This is a genomic window from Burkholderia sp. MSMB1072 (assembly GCF_001524725.1).
Taxonomy (GTDB): domain Bacteria; phylum Pseudomonadota; class Gammaproteobacteria; order Burkholderiales; family Burkholderiaceae; genus Burkholderia.
Map to the genome: position 1 here is coordinate 216,213 of NZ_LOYC01000057.1, position 15,811 is coordinate 232,023.

Annotated in this window: 12 protein-coding genes; 9 read left to right on the forward strand and 3 right to left on the reverse strand. The window is 67.2% G+C overall.

What is annotated here, in order from left to right; translation table 11 throughout:
• Window positions 1–195: 195 nt before the first annotated feature.
• The 6 genes from WS89_RS27220 to WS89_RS27245 all read left to right on the forward strand — a co-directional run bounded on the left by WS89_RS27220 (window position 196) and on the right by WS89_RS27245 (window position 7,931).
• The gene (locus tag WS89_RS27220; protein ID WP_059795002.1) at window positions 196–1,134 is read left to right on the forward strand and encodes a LysR substrate-binding domain-containing protein; all 939 of its coding nucleotides are present in this window, start codon (window positions 196–198) and stop codon (window positions 1,132–1,134) included.
• A 348-nt stretch (window positions 1,135–1,482) separates the two neighbouring features.
• Entirely contained in the window at window positions 1,483–2,907 is a 1,425-nt protein-coding gene (aldA, locus tag WS89_RS27225) for an aldehyde dehydrogenase (RefSeq protein ID WP_059795004.1), read from the forward strand.
• A gap of 111 nt (window positions 2,908–3,018) precedes the next feature.
• The gene (locus WS89_RS27230) at window positions 3,019–4,341 is read left to right on the forward strand and encodes an MFS transporter (RefSeq protein WP_179949405.1); all 1,323 of its coding nucleotides are present in this window, start codon (window positions 3,019–3,021) and stop codon (window positions 4,339–4,341) included.
• Window positions 4,338–5,555, forward strand: coding sequence for a mandelate racemase/muconate lactonizing enzyme family protein (locus tag WS89_RS27235; protein ID WP_059795007.1), 1,218 nt, complete (start codon window positions 4,338–4,340; stop codon window positions 5,553–5,555). The genes WS89_RS27230 and WS89_RS27235 overlap by 4 nt, the downstream gene beginning before the upstream one ends.
• A gap of 16 nt (window positions 5,556–5,571) precedes the next feature.
• Entirely contained in the window at window positions 5,572–7,239 is a 1,668-nt protein-coding gene (locus WS89_RS27240; RefSeq protein ID WP_059501779.1) for a GMC family oxidoreductase, read from the forward strand.
• Between the two features lie 104 nt (window positions 7,240–7,343).
• Window positions 7,344–7,931 carry a class I SAM-dependent methyltransferase gene (locus WS89_RS27245; RefSeq protein ID WP_082741987.1) on the forward strand — a complete coding sequence of 196 codons (588 nt, stop codon included), beginning with the start codon at window positions 7,344–7,346 and terminating at the stop codon, window positions 7,929–7,931.
• Window positions 7,932–8,090: 159 nt separating this feature from the next.
• Here WS89_RS27245 and WS89_RS27250 read toward each other — a convergent pair whose 3' ends face one another.
• The 3 genes from WS89_RS27250 to WS89_RS27260 form a co-directional block, all read right to left on the reverse strand.
• Window positions 8,091–8,912: a quaternary amine ABC transporter ATP-binding protein gene (locus tag WS89_RS27250; protein ID WP_059501775.1), complete on the reverse strand. Its 822-nt coding sequence runs from the start codon at window positions 8,910–8,912 to the stop codon at window positions 8,091–8,093.
• Window positions 8,913–8,926: 14 nt separating this feature from the next.
• Window positions 8,927–9,892, reverse strand: a complete 966-nt coding sequence (locus WS89_RS27255) for an ABC transporter permease (protein WP_059795012.1) — start codon at window positions 9,890–9,892, stop codon at window positions 8,927–8,929.
• A gap of 70 nt (window positions 9,893–9,962) precedes the next feature.
• A complete protein-coding gene (locus WS89_RS27260; protein WP_059795015.1) occupies window positions 9,963–11,000 on the reverse strand; it encodes an ABC transporter substrate-binding protein in 1,038 nt (345 codons plus the stop codon).
• Window positions 11,001–11,572: 572 nt separating this feature from the next.
• Here WS89_RS27260 and WS89_RS27265 point away from each other — a divergent pair.
• The 3 genes from WS89_RS27265 to WS89_RS27275 all read left to right on the forward strand — a co-directional run bounded on the left by WS89_RS27265 (window position 11,573) and on the right by WS89_RS27275 (window position 14,999).
• Window positions 11,573–12,724, forward strand: coding sequence for a porin (locus WS89_RS27265; RefSeq protein ID WP_059795019.1), 1,152 nt, complete (start codon window positions 11,573–11,575; stop codon window positions 12,722–12,724).
• A gap of 332 nt (window positions 12,725–13,056) precedes the next feature.
• On the forward strand, window positions 13,057–13,863 hold the full coding sequence (gene blaOXA, locus WS89_RS27270) for an OXA-1043 family class D beta-lactamase (protein WP_179949892.1): 807 nt from the start codon (window positions 13,057–13,059) through the stop codon (window positions 13,861–13,863).
• Window positions 13,860–14,999 (forward strand): acyltransferase family protein, encoded by a 1,140-nt coding sequence (locus WS89_RS27275; RefSeq protein WP_059795025.1) that lies wholly within the window; start codon window positions 13,860–13,862, stop codon window positions 14,997–14,999. The genes blaOXA and WS89_RS27275 overlap by 4 nt, the downstream gene beginning before the upstream one ends.
• The last annotated feature ends 812 nt before the right edge of the window (window positions 15,000–15,811 follow it).

Consider the following 15,811-nt stretch of genomic DNA (forward strand, 5'->3'; position numbering starts at 1 on the left):
GTTCGTATGGTTGCCGGCCGGCGCCGCCGGCCATTCCGCGGGCAGCTTTATCGCAGAAAAGCGCGCCGGCCGTCATGCCGTGAAAACCCCGAGGCCCGGCGCCTTTCACCCCGTCATTCATCGCCCCGCCGTGCCGGGCTCCCGCCTACAATAAGCATCCCGCACCGAACACGACATTGCCCCGTGAGACGCAAGATGCCGGCGCTGAATGCGCTGAAAGCCTTCGAGATGGCCGGCCGCACCGGCAGCTTCACGCGCGCGGCCGAACTGCTCAACGTGACGCAGAGCGCGGTGAGCCGGCAGGTCCGCCAGCTCGAAGGCCAGCTCGGCGAAACCCTGCTCGAGCGCCGCCATCACCAGCTCGAACTGACGGCGGCCGGCCGCGTGCTGCTGCGCGCGCTGCAGCAATCGTTCGACAAGATCGAGTTGACGGTGCGCAGCCTGCAGGAAAAAACCCACCTGAACCGCCTGCGCGCGAACGTGCCGCCCACCTTCGCCGCGCGCTGGCTGATGCCGCGCCTCGGCCGGCTGCGCGATGCGCATCCCGAGTTCGAGCTGAGCCTCACGACGCGCATCTACGACAGCCTCGGCGAATCCCGCGTGCTCGACTGCGCGATCCGGTTCGGCGACGGCGAATGGGACGGCTTCGACAACGCGCTGCTGATGCAGGAGCAGCATATCGCCGTCTGTGCGCCCGCGCTGTATGCGCGGCTGCGGCAGGAAGGCGCGCCGATCGACCTGAATCGCTTCACGCTGCTGCACGTGCTCGCGACCGACGACCAGCGCTACCTGACCTGGCAGCACTGGCTGAAGGCCGCCGGCATCGCCGACGTCGACACGCGCGGCGGCTACGAATTCGACCTGCTCGACCATGCGATCCGCGCGGCGATCGACGGCCTCGGGATCACCATCGCCGACCGTCACATGGTCGCGCGCGAACTCGCGGCCGGGCAGTTGATGCAGGTGCTCAACGTGCACGTCGACGGCCACCAGTCGTACTGGTTCGTCACGCGACCCGAGCAGACGAATCTGCCGCACATCGTGCAGTTCCGCGACTGGCTGCAGCAGGAAGTATGGCTCGCGAAACGCCACCTCGAACCGTCGTCGCCGCTGCCGCAAGTGCCGCTGGCCTGAGATCGGCCCGAGCCGCCGTCCGCGGTCCGCCCTTCGCCCTCCGCCCTTCGCCCTTCACCCTCCGCCTCCGGGCGGCGATACCTTACCCGCTCCCGAGCCCGTCCGCATTCGGACCAGTCGGAAAATACCCGAAGGCCCACGCCCGCGCCACGCATCGCGCCAGCCGTCATCGCCTTGCCCGACGGGCGATTCCGGCCGATTCGTCGAGTAACGTGCGTTTTTCTCATGGTCGACGCAAAAATAAGTCGTTTGTCGTGCGCTAAACGCATGAACAGAATGACTCCGTCCCGTGCCACGCGTGTCGCCACCCGAAGCGATCCGCCGGGCATCCATCGGAGGAGTCACTTCATGCGCACCGAACGCAACTACGTGAACGGCCGTTTCGTCGCCCCGGAAAGCGACACGTTCATCGTCGTCCACAATCCCGCCACCGAAGCGCCGTTCGCGCGCGTGCCGGCCGCGACGCCGGCCGACGCGCTCGCCGCCGTCGACGCCGCGGCCGCCGCGCAAAGGGCGTGGCGCACGCTGCCGAGCGCCGAGCGCGCCGCATACCTGCACCGCTTCGCCGACGCGCTGACCGCGCGCGCGCCCGAGATCGGCGCGGCGCTCGCACAGGAATCCGGCAAGAGCGTCGAGGACGCATCGAACGAAGCCGTCTACGCCGGGCAGATCACGCGTTACCACGCCGAGTGGGCACGCCGGATCGAGGGCGAGATCATTCCGAGCGATACGCCCGACGAGAACCTGTTCCTGCAGCGCGAGCCGATCGGCGTCGTCGCGTGCCTGATTCCGTTCAACTATCCCGTGTATACGCTGCTGCGCAAGGTCGCGCCCGCGCTGATCGCCGGCAACACCGTGGTCGTGCGGCCGAGCAATCACACGCCGGTGTCGGCGTTCGAAATCGCGAAGGCCGTCGACGAGGCCGGCTTCCCGCCGGGCGTCGTCAACATCCTGACGATGGACCATGCGACGGCCGAAGCGCTGTGCACGCATCCGGCGGTCGGGATGATCACGCTGACCGGCAGCGTGAACGCGGGCCGCAAGGTGCTCGACTACTGCAAGGCGAACATCGCGAAGCCGTCGCTCGAGCTCGGCGGCAAGACGCCCGCGATCATCGAGCCCGACGCCGATCTCGAACGCGCGGCCGCCGCGCTCGTCGCATCGAAGACGACGCATTGCGGCCAGCTGTGCACGGCGATCGAACGCGTGTACGTGCACGACAGCGTGCACGACCGCTTCGTCGCGTTGCTGAAGGACAAGATGGCCGCCGTGCGCAGCGGCGACCGCGCGCAAGACGCCACGCGGATGGGCCCGCTCGTCAGTGCGGCCGCGCGCGCGCACATCCACGGGATGGTCGAACGCGCGGTCGCGGCAGGTGCGACGCTCGAAACCGGCGGCACGATCCCCGACGGGCCCGGTTTCTTCTACCCGGCCACGCTGCTGACGAACTGCCGGCAGGACATGGAGATCGTGCAGGAGGAAACCTTCGGCCCGGTCATGCCGGTGCTGCGCTACACGACGCTCGACGAGGCCATCGGCTTCGCGAACGATCACCAGTTCGGCCTGTCGTCGGTGCTCTACACCGAGCGCTATCGCACCGCGATGACCGTCGCGAACGCGATCGAAGCGGGCGAGCTGTACGTGAACCGCACGCCGGCCGATCCATATCAGGGCTTCCATGCCGGCTGGAAGCGCTCGGGCCTCGGCGGCGACGACGGCAAGCACGGCATGCTCGAATTCACGCAGACGCGCCTCGTCGTCATGAAGTATTGACGCCGCCGCGCCGGCGCACCGTCGCCGGCGCGCGCACCGCCCCTGATCCGATCCGACACAAAACAAATCTGCAGACCTCCGAACCGCGGAAGTCTGATGGAGGAAGACATCATGCCGACCCAACCGTCGACGCCTGCCGCGTCGCTCGCGTTGCACGACGACGCCCACGCGTCACAACATTCGCGCTCGCAACGCTACCTGCAACTGCTGCTGCTCGTGATTGCCGCGGGCGCGATCTATCCAATGCTGTATCTGCGGCAGGTGTATCAGCCGACGATGCTGCAGTTCTTCCGGATCGACGACGTGCAGCTCGGCTACCTGTACTCGTCGCTCGGCACGATCTTTCTCGTCAGCTACCTGCCGAGCGGCTGGCTCGCTGACCGGCTGTCGCCGCGCTGGCTGATCTGCTTCTCGCTGCTCGCGACGGGCGCGCTCGGGCTGATCTACGCGACCGGGCCGTCGTTTGACACGCTCGTGGCGATCTTCGCCGGCTGGGGGCTGACGACCGGCCTCACGTTCTGGGCGGCCGTGATCAAGCGCGTGAACATGATCGCGGGCCGCGACGAACAGGGCCGCTTCTTCGGGTTGCTCGACGGCGGCCGCGGGCTCGTCGAGGCGCTGCTCGCGACGATCGCGATCACGCTGTTCGCCTACGTGACGCACACGCACGGCGGCACCGATGCGGCCGGCTTCAAGCTCGTGGTGCACCTGTACGCGTTCTGCTGCATCGGGCTCGGCGTGGTGCTCGCGCTGGTGAAGGATCCGGCGCGCACCGACGACCGTGCGGCCGCCATCAAGCGCGCCAGGGGCAACGTCCTGAGCGACCTGAAAACGCTCGCGGCGATCCCCGAGCTGTGGCTCGTCGCCGCGATCGTGTTCTGCGGCTACCAGGTGTTCTGGGCGACCTACAGCTTCTCGGCGTACCTGCACGAAGGCAATTTCGGGCTCAGCGCGACGGCGGCCGGCTTCATCACGACGCTCAAGCTGTGGATGCGCCCCGTCGGCGGCATCGGCGGCGGCTTCCTCGGCGACCGCGTGTCGAAAGTGTCCGTGCTGTTCTGGGCGCTCGTGCTCGCCGCGCTGTCGCTGGTCGGGCTGATCGCGGCGCCCGCGCACAGCCCGCAGGCGATGCTCGTCGTGCTCGTGCTGTTCATCGGCATCCTCACTTACGCGATCCGAGGCCTGTACTGGTCGCTGCTCGACGACTGCAAGGTGCCGACGCACTGCGCGGGCCTCGCGATCGGCCTGATCTCGGTACTCGGCTATTCGCCCGACGTGTTCGTGCCGCTGATCAACGGCTACGTGACGCAGACCTGGCCGGGCGCGCACGGCTACCAGCTCTATTTCGGCTATATCGCGGCCGTGGCGCTCTGCGGAGCCGGCGCCGCCGCGTTCCTCAAAATCCGCCTCAACCGCATTCAGGAGTCCGCATGAAGATCGTTTCGCTCGAAACCCATATCGTCGCCGTGCCGCCGCCGCACATCGGCGGCATGTACTGGATCTTCGTGAAACTGAAGACCGACGACGGCATCGAAGGCGTCGGCGAGATCTATTCGGCGACGTTCCACCCGAAGGCGATGGGCCCGATCATCGACGACGTGTTCGACCGCTACCTGCTGAACCACGACCCGCACCACGTCGAGCGGCTGTTCCGCCAGGCGTATTCGAGCGGCTTCACGCAGCGGCCGGACCTGACGATGATGGGCGTGGTCAGCGGCCTCGAAATGGCGTGCTGGGACATCGTCGGCAAGGCAGCCGGCAAGCCCGTGTACGAACTGCTCGGCGGCAGGATCCACGAACGGCTGCGCTCGTACACGTATCTGTATCCGAAGAACGCGCGCGGCGAATACGACTACGACGATCCCGACCTTGCCGCCGAATGCGCCGCCGAGAACGTGAAGCTCGGCTTCACGGCCGTCAAGTTCGATCCGGCCGGCCCGTACACCGCCTATTCCGGCCACCAGTTGTCGCTCGAAGTCCTCGACCGCTGCGAACTGTTCTGCCGGCGCGTACGCGAAGCCGTCGGCAGCAAGGCCGACCTGCTGTTCGGCACGCACGGGCAGATGGTGCCGTCGTCGGCGATCCGGCTCGCGAAGCGGCTCGAAAAGTACGACCCGTTGTGGTTCGAGGAGCCCGTGCCGCCCGGGCAGGAAGAAGCGATCGCCGAAGTCGCGAAGCACACGTCGATTCCGATCGCGACCGGCGAGCGCCTGACGACCAAGTACGAATTCCACAAGCTGCTGCAGGCGGGCGGCGCATCGATCCTGCAACTGAACGTCGCGCGCGTGGGCGGCCTCCTCGAAGCGAAGAAGATCGCGACGCTCGCGGAAGTGCACTACGCGCAGATCGCGCCGCACCTGTACAACGGGCCGGTGGGGGCGGCCGCAAGCATCCAGCTCGCGACCTGCACGCCGAACTTCCTGATCCAGGAAAGCATCATGACGTGGGGCGGTTTCCATTCGGAAGTCGTGAAGACGCCGATCCGCTGGGAAGACGGCTACATCGTTCCGTCGAACGAGCCGGGCCTCGGCATCGAACTGAACATGGACGTCGTGAAGCGCCACATGCCGTACACGGGCGAGCGACTGCATCTGCAGATGGGGGAGAAGCCCGTCGACGTGAAGGACCTCGCCCCGGCGAAGGGCTGAGCGCAGAGGAAGCGACATGACCTACGACTACATCATCGTCGGCGCGGGCTCGGCCGGCTGCATCCTCGCGAATCGCCTGAGCGAATCGGGCCGGCACTCGGTGCTGCTGCTCGAAGCGGGCGAGCGTGACGCATCGTTCTGGTTCAAGGTACCGGTCGGCTTCACGAAGACCTACTACAACCGCCGCTACAACTGGATGTACTACAGCGAGCCCGAAGCGCAGCTCGCCGACCGCAAGCTGTACTGCCCGCGCGGCAAGGTGGTCGGCGGATCGGGCTCGATCAACGCGATGGTCTACGTGCGCGGCCAGCGCAGCGACTACGACGACTGGGCCAGGGCCGGCAATCCGGGCTGGGCGTACGACGACGTGCTGCCGTACTTCCGCAAGCTCGAAACCCACGCGGCCGGCGCGACCGATCCGCAGCATCACGGCGCGACGGGGCCGATCCACATCACGTCGATGAAGGCCGACGTGCATCCGATCGTCCACGAGTTCCTGAAAGGCTGCGGGCAGCTGAACCTGCCGCGCACCGACGATTTCAACGGCGCGCAGTTCGAAGGCGCGGGCATCTACGACCTGAACACGAAGCACGGCGAACGCTGTTCGAGCAGCTTCGCGTACCTGCGGCCCGCGCTGGGTCGTGCGAACCTCACGCTGCGTGCCGGCGTGCTCGTGCGGCGCGTGACGTTCGACGGCACGCGTGCAACCGGCGTGGTCGTCGCCGGCGAGCACGGCGACGAAACGCTCGTCGCCGCGCGCGAGGTGATTCTCGCCGCCGGCGCGGTCGATACGCCGAAGCTGCTGCAACTGTCGGGGGTCGGCGATCCGGCGCTGCTCGCGCGCCGGCGCGTGCCGCTCGTGCATGCGCTGCCGGCCGTCGGCCGCAACCTGCAGGACCACCTGTGCGTGAGCTTCTACTTCAAGGCGAACCGGCCGACGCTGAACGACGAGATGGGCACGCTGCTCGGCAAGATGAGGATCGGGCTGCGCTACCTGCTGACGAAGCGCGGCCCGCTCGCGATGAGCGTGAACCAGGCCGGCGGCTTCTTCCGCGGGTCGGGCGACGCGCACGAACCGAACCTGCAGCTCTACTTCAACCCGCTGTCGTACCGGATCCCGAAGAGCGAGCGCGCGAGCATCAAGCCCGAGCCGTATTCGGGCTTCCTGATCGCGTTCAACCCGTGCCGGCCGACGAGCCGCGGCACGATCGAGATCGCGTCGAACCGCGCGGAGGATGCCGCGAGGATCCACATCAACGCGCTGACCACGCAGAAGGATCTCGACGAAGCCGTGCAGGGCAGCAAGCTGATCCGTGCGCTGATGCGCGCGCCGGCGTTGAAATCGATGACCGTCGAGGAAATCTCGCCGGGCCCGCAAGTCGATTCCGATGAAGCGATGCTGCAATACTTCCGCGAGCAGTCGGGTTCGATCTACCACCTGTGCGGCTCGTGCGCGATGGGTCCCGATGCGGCGACATCCGTCGTCGATGCGTCGCTGCGCGTGCACGGGCTGCAGGCGCTGCGGATCGTCGATGCGTCGGTGTTTCCGAACATCACGTCGGGCAACATCAACGCGCCGACGATGATGGTCGCGGAGAAAGGGGCCGACCTGATTCTGGCCGACGCGCGGCGCGGCGAGACGGCCGGCGCGCGCGAAGGCGAACGGGAAACCGTCGCGCCCTGATCCCGCGAACGGGGCCCGCGCGGTCCCCTGCTCTCCCCGGCCGCCGCGGCGGCCCTGCCGGCGGCACGCCGCTTGCTCGCCCGGGCCGGAAAGGAGAGCACATCATGGCGACTCATCTCGGGCAACCCGGACGGCCGCGCGGCCTCGCCGGGCGCATCGCCGGCCGCATCATGCGCCGGCACAACCGGCTGGACAACGTGTGGACCCTGTCGTTGCTGGCAATCGGCGACAGCGACCGGGTACTCGAAGTCGGGTTCGGCCCCGGCGACGCGATCCGGCTCGCGACCGAAGCGGCGCCGTCCTGCCACGTTGCCGGCGTCGATCACTCACTGACCATGCTGGCCGCCGCGAAACGCTTGAACCGCGTACCCATCGAACAAGGGCGCGTGAACCTCGCGCTCGGCTCCGTCGACGCGCTGCCATTCCCGGACGACGCGTTCGACAAGGCGTTCTCGATCAACTGCATCTACTTCTGGCCCGCGCCCGCACACGGCCTGCGCGAATTGCGGCGCGTCGTCCGGCGCGGCGGAATCGTCGCGATCACCGTCCGCGACATCGACCGCGCACCCTACGATGCCCATCGGCCCGACAAGCTCGCGCGGCTGATGAGCGACGCGGGCTTCGTGTCGGTCGCCGTGCAGCGCAACGGCACGGCGTCGCATCCGCTTGCCTGTGTACTCGGCACCAAATAGGCGGGCGTGGCATGAAGACAACTGCCGACGAGTCCACTGCATCGGCAACTGACCGGAAACGCCCGCTCGTCGCACGGATCCCGTCGGCGGAACCCTGTAAAAAACGGCGCACCGCTCGTCGCGATGCGCCGTATTTCATTCACGCAGCCATCCGGCCGCTCAAGCCACGCTCGTGCGCTTCTCCACGAACCGTCTCACATAGTCGTCCGCCGGCCGCGACAGGATGTCGTCCGGCGTCCCGACCTGCACGAGCGTGCCGTCGCGCAGGATCGCGATCCGGTCGCCGATGCGCAACGCCTCGTCGAGATCGTGCGTGATGAACACGATGGTCTTCGCGAGCGTCGCCTGCAGTTCGAGCAACTGATCCTGCATCTCGGTGCGGATCAGCGGATCGAGCGCGGAAAACGCCTCGTCCATCAGCAGCACGTCGGTGTCGGCCGCCAGCGCGCGCGCCAGCCCGACGCGCTGGCGCATTCCGCCCGACAGCTCGTCCGGATAATGGTCGCCGTAGCCGTCGAGCCCGACCTTCGTCAGCCAGTTGCGCGCCGCGTCGGCCGCGTCGTGCCGCTTCTCGCCGCGCGTGCGCAACGCATACGCGGCGTTGTCGAGCACCGTCTGGTGCGGCAGCAGCCCGAAATTCTGGAACACCATGCTGACCTTGTAGCGGCGCAACTCGCGCAGCCCGTGCGCGTCGAGCTTGATCACGTCGCGGCCGTCGATCACGATCTCGCCTGCGGTCGGCTCGATCAGCCGGTTGAAGTGCCGCACGAGCGTCGACTTCCCGGAACCCGACAACCCCATGATCACGAAGATCTCGCCCGACTCGATACCGAGGCTCACGTCGTTGAGCCCGACGTTGCAGCCCGTTTCGGCCAGCACCTCGGCCTTGCGCTTGCCGGCGCGCAGCAGGTCGAGCACGCGCGCGTGCGCGGCCGGCGGCCCGAACAGCTTGTACACGTGTTTGACGTCGATGGTCGCCATGTTCGCCTCCGTTCCTATGCGCGCGACGATTGCGCCGCCTGATTCGAATCGACGCCGGCGGCCGGCGCCTTGCCCGGCAGCCGGTACGGCACGCGCGACGCGCCCCGCTGCCGGCGCTGCTGCGCGAGCCGCCGCCGGGCGCGCCGCTCCTGGCCGAAGCCCTGGCTGATCCGGTCGATCACGATCGCGAGAATCACGATCGCGAGGCCGGCTTGCGTGCCCTTGCCGACGTCGAGCGTCTGGATGCCGGCGAGCACGTCCTCGCCGAGCCCGCGCGAGCCGATCATCGATGCGATCACGACCATCGACAGCGCCATCATCGTCGTCTGGTTGATGCCGGCCATGATGCTCGGCCGCGCCAGCGGCAACTGCACGTTCACGAGCAGTTGCCAGCGCGTGGTGCCGAACGCGCGCGCGGCTTCCGTCACGTCCGAATCGACTTGGCGGATGCCGAGATCGGTCAGGCGAATCAGCGGCGGCAGCGCGTAGATGATCGTCGCGAGGATCGCGGGCACCTTGCCGAGACCGAACAGCATCAGCACCGGAATCAAGTACACGAAGCTCGGCAGCGTCTGCATCACGTCGAGCACCGGCAGCAGCATCCGGCGCAGCCACGCGCTGCGCGACGCGACGATGCCGACCGGCACGCCGACCGCAACCGACAGCACCGTCGCGACGAGCATCAGCGCGAGCGTCTGCATCAGCTTGTCCCACAGGCCGAAGCAGCCGATCGCATAGAGCAGCAGCATGAAAAGTGCGCCGAGCCCGATGCGGCGCGTGGCGTTCCACGCGATCGCGCCGACGACCAGCAGCACGAGCCACGGCGGCGCCGCGCGCAACGCGCCTTCGAGCGGCACGAGCAGGTAGCGCAGGACCAGCGCGCTGAAACGATGGAAGCCGTCGCCGTATTGCGCGACGAACGTCTCGAGCGCGCTGTTGACCCAGTCGGCGATCGACAGGTGCAGAAAGAAACCGTCCATGTTGATTCTCCGTCGCGCCGCGAAGGCGCGTGACGGCGGCGGCAGGCGCGAGCCCGCCGCCGCGCGCAGGTTACGCGCCCTTCTGGCTGCCGGCGATCTTCTGCGCGACGTCGGCCGGCACCCACTGCTTCCACATGTCCGGGCGGGTCTTCAGGAACTGCGTGGCCATCGCCGCGCCGTCGATCTTCTTCGTCGTCATCTCGAGGATCGTCTGGTTCAGGAAGTCCATCGGAAAACGCACCTTGCCGAATACGCCGACGAGATCGGGGTTCGCATCGGCGAACGGCTTCGACACGCCGACCGTCAGCCGCGACACCATGTACGACGACGCGCACTGGTGCGTGCTGCTCTCGTCGCGCAACGTCTTCCAGCATGCTTCGTTATAGGCCGGCATCTTCAGCGCGGTGAACTTGTACTTCGCCATCAGCGCGGCCGGGCCCCAGTAATAGAACACGATCGGCGCGCCGCGCTGGTACGCGGACGCGATCGCCGCATCCAGCGCCGCACCCGTGCCCGGATGGAAGTTCGTATAGGACTGGTCGAGCTTCAGCACGCGCAGCAGGCGCGTGTTCACGCGCTCGCAATCCCAGCCGGTCGGGCAATTCAGGAAGCGGCCCTTGTCCGGCTCCTCCTCGTCGGCGAATACCTGCTTGTACTTCGGCAGATCGTCGACCGACACGAGCCCCGGCGCAACCGGCTTGATGTGGCGCGCCGGATCGCCCTTCACCACGTAGTCGGGCACGAACCAGCCTTCCGTCGTGCCGCCCGGCAGCGTGTCGCCGATCAGCTTCACGGCGCCCGACGCGACCGCCTTCGCGGTGATTTCGCTGCGGCCCGTCCACTGCTCGGCCCAGATCTGCAGGTCGTTGCGTGCGAGCGCCGTTTCGGTGGCGGCCGTGCTGCCCGGCACGACGTCCGTCTTGCAGCCGTATCCCTTCTCCATGATCTGCCGCAGCACCTCGGTCGCGAACGATCCGCTCTCCCACGTGATGCCCGCGAAATGGACCGTCTTGCCGTCGGTGCACGCGCCGCCGGCCGCATGGGCCGCGGGCGCGGACAGGATCGCCGCGGCGGCGAGAAGGGCCGTTTTCAGTCGTCGAATCTGCATGGTGGGTCGTCTCCAAATCTGATCTGATTGTTTGTGCGTCGCGGCAGGCGCGGCGACCGGCGCATCGCGAACGCATCCACGCCCGGTCAGCCTGCATGTTTGAGCCGCCAATTTGTTTAGGGAAACGAGTAATTCCGATCATTGCAATCGGCAGCGCCAATCGATCGCCCGACGCGCTGCGAAGCCCGTGCGGCGGGCCTCCCGAACGTTTTCCAGTGGTGCGGCCACGGCCCGGCTCGGGCGGCATTGCGCGCCGCTCGCCGTTGCCCGGCCGACATCGAATCGTGACGCCGCGCCGCCCGTTTCCACGGTCGAGACCGCCCGTCGCGCCCCCATTGGCGAACCCGATCCCATCCATCGAAATTACTCGCTTTCGATTCCGTTTCGGCTTCGGAAGAATGCGCGGTGTCATCGGAGGAGACACGACCCGACGTTGCCGGGTGCCGCGCCGCCGCGCGTTGCGCGATCCGGCGCCGCACGCGCTGCGCCGGATCGCCCCGGATGACGGGGCGCGCCTTGCCGGACGCGCTCACGACAACCGATACAAGCTGGATATCCCGGAGATCTCATCAATGAAAAAGACCCTGACGGCGCTCGCCGTAACGGCCACCTTCGCCGTGCCCGCGTTCGCGCAAAGCAGCGTCACGCTGTACGGCGTGATCGACGAAGGCCTGAACTACACGAACAACGTCGGCACCGGCCACGTCTACGAAATGGCCAGCGGCTACGCGCAGGGCAGCCGCTGGGGCCTGAAGGGCAGCGAGGATCTCGGCGGCGGCATGAAGGCGATCTTCCAGCTCGAAAACGGCTTCGACGTGAACAGCGGCCGGCTCGGCCAGGGCGGCCGCATGTTCGGCCGCCAGGCGTACGTCGGCCTGAGCCAGGCGCAGTACGGCACGCTGACGTTCGGCCGCCAGTACGACTCCGTCGTCGACTATCTCGCGCCGACCACCGCCAACGGCAACTGGGGCGGCTACCTGCTCGCGCACCCGTTCGACAACGACAACACCGACAACTCGTTCCGCCTCGACAACACGGTGAAATACGCGAGCCCGAGTTTCGGTGGCTTCCAGTTCGGCGGCGCATACAGCTTCAGCAACAGCACCGGTTTCTCCGACAACCGCGCGTACAGCTTCGGCGCGCAGTACCAGAACAGCGGGCTGCTGATCGGCGCCGCGTACCTGCAGGCGAATCATCCGGGCAACGGCTCGGCCGGCGCGATCACCGCGAACGACGCGAGCTACATCGCCGAGCGCATGCGCGTGTTCGGCGCGGGCATCAACTACACGTTCGGGCCAGCGACGGTCGGCTTCGCGTACACGAACTCGAACTACAAGAACCCAACCGGTAACGGCTACCTGGGCACGCCGGGCGCGATCATCGCGCCGGGGGCGACGGTCAGCGCGATCAAGTACCAGAACTTCGAGGTAAACGGTTCGTACCAGATCACACCGGCGTTCATGGTCGGCGCGCAGTACGTGCTGTCGCTCGAGAAGTACGACGCATCGAGCGGCGACGCGAAGCCGAAGATCCATTCGGTCGGACTGATGGCCGACTACAACCTGTCGAAGCGCACCGACGTGTACGTGCAGGCCGCGTACCAGCACATCGCCGGCGACCGGACGAACTCGATCCTCGACAACGCATTCATCCCCGGCACGGACGCGCCGTCGTCGACGTCGAACCAGGTGGCCGTACGGCTCGCGCTGCGCCACAAGTTCTGACGCAAGCCCGTTCTCCGTTCTTCACGCGATACCCCCGCCGGTCGGCGCGAGGTGTCTTCGCCCGCCCGCAGGCACAGGTCTGCCGGCGGGCTTTTTCATCGTCGCGGCAACGGGTGCGCGAACGACATGAACCGCCGGAACTGGTGAAGGTCGCACGCGTGCCCCGTCAACCATGACAGGTCGACAGCCGGCGATCCCCCGATACACTGTGAGCCACCCCGACGGCGGCGATCGACCTCGTCATCGAATGCCGACCGTCGCTTCGATTCGGCACGGCCTTCCGCTTCCCGACCGCCCCGTACCCCTTCCGCACGCTTTCCAAGGAGCTGCACTTGAAGCATTGGCGTCATGCGCTGTTCGCCTTCGCCGGCCTCGTGGCCGCCGCGTCCTCTCGCGCCCATCCCGTTTGCACCGTCGTCGCCGATGCCGCCACCGGCAACGTGCTCGTGCAGCAGGGCGATTGCACGACCCGCGTGACGCCCGCATCGACGTTCAAGGTCGCAATCGGCCTGATGGGCTTCGACGCCGGCGTGCTGAAGGACGAGCACACGCCCACGCTCGACTTCCACGCCGGCTACCCCGACTGGGGCGGTGCGCCGTGGCGCGGGCCGACCGATCCGGCGCGCTGGATGAAGCTGTCGATCTTCTGGTATTCGGAGCAGGTCACGCAGGCGCTCGGGCAGGCACGCTTCCAGCAGTACACGAGCGCGTTCGGCTACGGCAATGCCGACGTCACCAGCAAGCAGGGCGAACTTCCCGGCGTGATGGGCGCGTGGGTCAACTCGTCGCTGCGGATCTCGCCGCTCGAACAGATCGCGTTCATGCGCAAGATCGTCCGCCGCACGCTGCCCGTCAGCGCGCACGCGTACGACATGACCGAACGCATCACGCTGCTCGACGTGCAGCCGGGCGGCTGGACCGTGCACGGCAAGACGGGCACCGGATCGCCGGGCCTCGAGTACGACGCCGCGCACGCGTACGGCTGGTTCGTCGGCTGGGCGACGAAGGGGTCGCGCACGCTGGTGTTCGCGAACCTGATCCAGGATGAGCAGGCGCTCACGCCGAATGCCGGCCTGCGCTCGCGCGACACGTTTCTCGCGACACTGCCGGCGCTCGCCGAACTGGCCCGGCCACAATGAGCGCCGCCCCGCGCAACGCCCGCATCGACCTGCTGCGCGGCGTATCGATCCTGCTCGTCCTGCTGCATCACTTCAACATCGCGTATCCGCTGCGCAACACCACGCTCGCACGCGTGCTCGGCTGGGACACGGCCCATGCGATCGTGCGCAACGGCAATTACGGCGTGACGATGTTCTTCGCGATCTCGGGCTACTTGATCACGTCGAACGCGCGCCACCGCTGGGGCAGCCTCGGCACGCTCGACGTGCGCGCGTTCTACGTGTCGCGCATCGCGCGCATCGTCCCGTGCCTGCTTCTGCTGCTCGCGCTCGTCAACGGACTGGCCGCGGCCGGCGTGCCGATCTTCGCGAACCATGCGCCGCGGGGCGTCGCCGTGTCGTACTGGCTCGTGAACCTGGCGTCGCTCACGTTCTGGATGAACGTGCTGATCGGCGCGTATGGATGGGTCAACTACGCGCTCGGCGTACTGTGGTCGCTGTCGGTCGAAGAAGTGTTCTACCTGTCGTTCCCGTTGCTGTGCATCGCACTGCGCCGCGACACGTTGCTGTTCGCGTTCTGGCTGCTGGTTGCCGCGATCGGCCCCGTGTACCGCTACACGCATCCGGGCGACGAAGGCGGCTTCCTGTACGCGTACTTCGCCTGCTTCGACGGCATCGCAATCGGCTGCTGCACCGCGCTGCTGGCCGAACGCGCGCGCTGGCAGGTGCTCGCGGCCGCGCCCATGCAATGGCTCACGGCAACGGCGATGACGGCGCTCTATCTCGCGTGGCCGATCGCCGAAAGCCATGTGTTCGGCGTGTCCGCGATGGCACTCGGCACGGCCGTGTTGCTGATCGGCGCACATGCGCAACGCACGCCCGCTCACGGCCATATGCTCGCGCCGCTGCGCTGGAGCGGCCGGCTCAGCTACGAGCTGTACCTGTTCCATCTGATCGTGCTCGGCACGCTGCGCACGTTCTGGGCGCCGTCTGCCACGCATGGCGACGGCAAGCTGGCGCTGCTCGTCGCGTATCTCGTGCTTTCAGCAGGACTCAGTGCAGTCATCGCGCGAGCCTATGCGACGCCGCTCGATCGCTTCATCAAGCGCATCGCGTCGCGGCCTGCGGTGCAGATGGCGAACAGCACGCGAGTCTAGCTTTCCGCGTGCGTCGCCGGGCACCGAGGAACCCGGCCGCGGCTCTGCCGTATCGCCAATACGATACCGGCCGAACGGACCGCAAGCGCCGCTTACGACGCGTCGATCACGCCAGATAGTCGACGCGTTCCTTGCACGAATCGCCGCGGTTTCATCGCGGTTTCATCGCGGTTTCATCTCGGTTTCCCGGCGATCCGTTCGTGACGACGCGTCGCGGGACTAGCCGACGCAACGATCCGGGCGCGTCTCGAAGGGGCTGCGCAGTTTGCCGGTCCGCGATCGAACCAGAGGCGTCGTCGTGCCGCCGTCCGTTCCGACGCGCGTCAGGTCCCGCGGCCTGCCTTCTGCAACCGCAGGATCCGCGTCATCGCCGCCCGATCAGAACCAACCGCCTGGAAGAACTTCAGCAGGTCGCCGCGCAACGCGGTGCGCGATTCGGGATCGAGATAAATCATGTGCCCGGACGGATATTCGTTGATCTGCAGATTCTTGCGCAGTGCAGGGTCGATCTGCATGTTCTGCAAGTCGATCCGGGTCTGGTACCACGGCGTCACGTCATCGAAATAGCCGCTCGCCTGGAACACCTTCAGGTCCGGATTGATCCCCATGATCGCGGCCAGATCGGTGACCGTGTTCAGATTGCCGCGGCCGTGCGACGTCTTGCCGGTCGGGTCCTTGTGCGTCCAGTCCCACGACACGTTGGTGATACCGGTGAACGCGGAGTTCGACGTGTATTTCAGCTCCTGATTCAAATAGACGTTCCAGGCAGCGATGTATACGCCGTTCGTTGCGCGATCGAATGCGTCGTTGTT

What these genes read in the sequence shown, in the direction of transcription:
- WS89_RS27220 (WP_059795002.1), top strand. Translation starts at nt 196, where the DNA reads ATGCCGGCGCTGAATGCGCTGAAAGCCTTCGAGATGGCCGGCCGCACC.
- aldA (WP_059795004.1), top strand. Translation starts at nt 1,483, where the DNA reads ATGCGCACCGAACGCAACTACGTGAACGGCCGTTTCGTCGCCCCGGAA.
- WS89_RS27230 (WP_179949405.1), top strand. Translation starts at nt 3,019, where the DNA reads ATGCCGACCCAACCGTCGACGCCTGCCGCGTCGCTCGCGTTGCACGAC.
- WS89_RS27235 (WP_059795007.1), top strand. Translation starts at nt 4,338, where the DNA reads ATGAAGATCGTTTCGCTCGAAACCCATATCGTCGCCGTGCCGCCGCCG.
- WS89_RS27240 (WP_059501779.1), top strand. Translation starts at nt 5,572, where the DNA reads ATGACCTACGACTACATCATCGTCGGCGCGGGCTCGGCCGGCTGCATC.
- WS89_RS27245 (WP_082741987.1), top strand. Translation starts at nt 7,344, where the DNA reads ATGGCGACTCATCTCGGGCAACCCGGACGGCCGCGCGGCCTCGCCGGG.
- WS89_RS27250 (WP_059501775.1), bottom strand. Translation starts at nt 8,912, where the DNA reads ATGGCGACCATCGACGTCAAACACGTGTACAAGCTGTTCGGGCCGCCG.
- WS89_RS27255 (WP_059795012.1), bottom strand. Translation starts at nt 9,892, where the DNA reads ATGGACGGTTTCTTTCTGCACCTGTCGATCGCCGACTGGGTCAACAGC.
- WS89_RS27260 (WP_059795015.1), bottom strand. Translation starts at nt 11,000, where the DNA reads ATGCAGATTCGACGACTGAAAACGGCCCTTCTCGCCGCCGCGGCGATC.
- WS89_RS27265 (WP_059795019.1), top strand. Translation starts at nt 11,573, where the DNA reads ATGAAAAAGACCCTGACGGCGCTCGCCGTAACGGCCACCTTCGCCGTG.
- WS89_RS27275 (WP_059795025.1), top strand. Translation starts at nt 13,860, where the DNA reads ATGAGCGCCGCCCCGCGCAACGCCCGCATCGACCTGCTGCGCGGCGTA.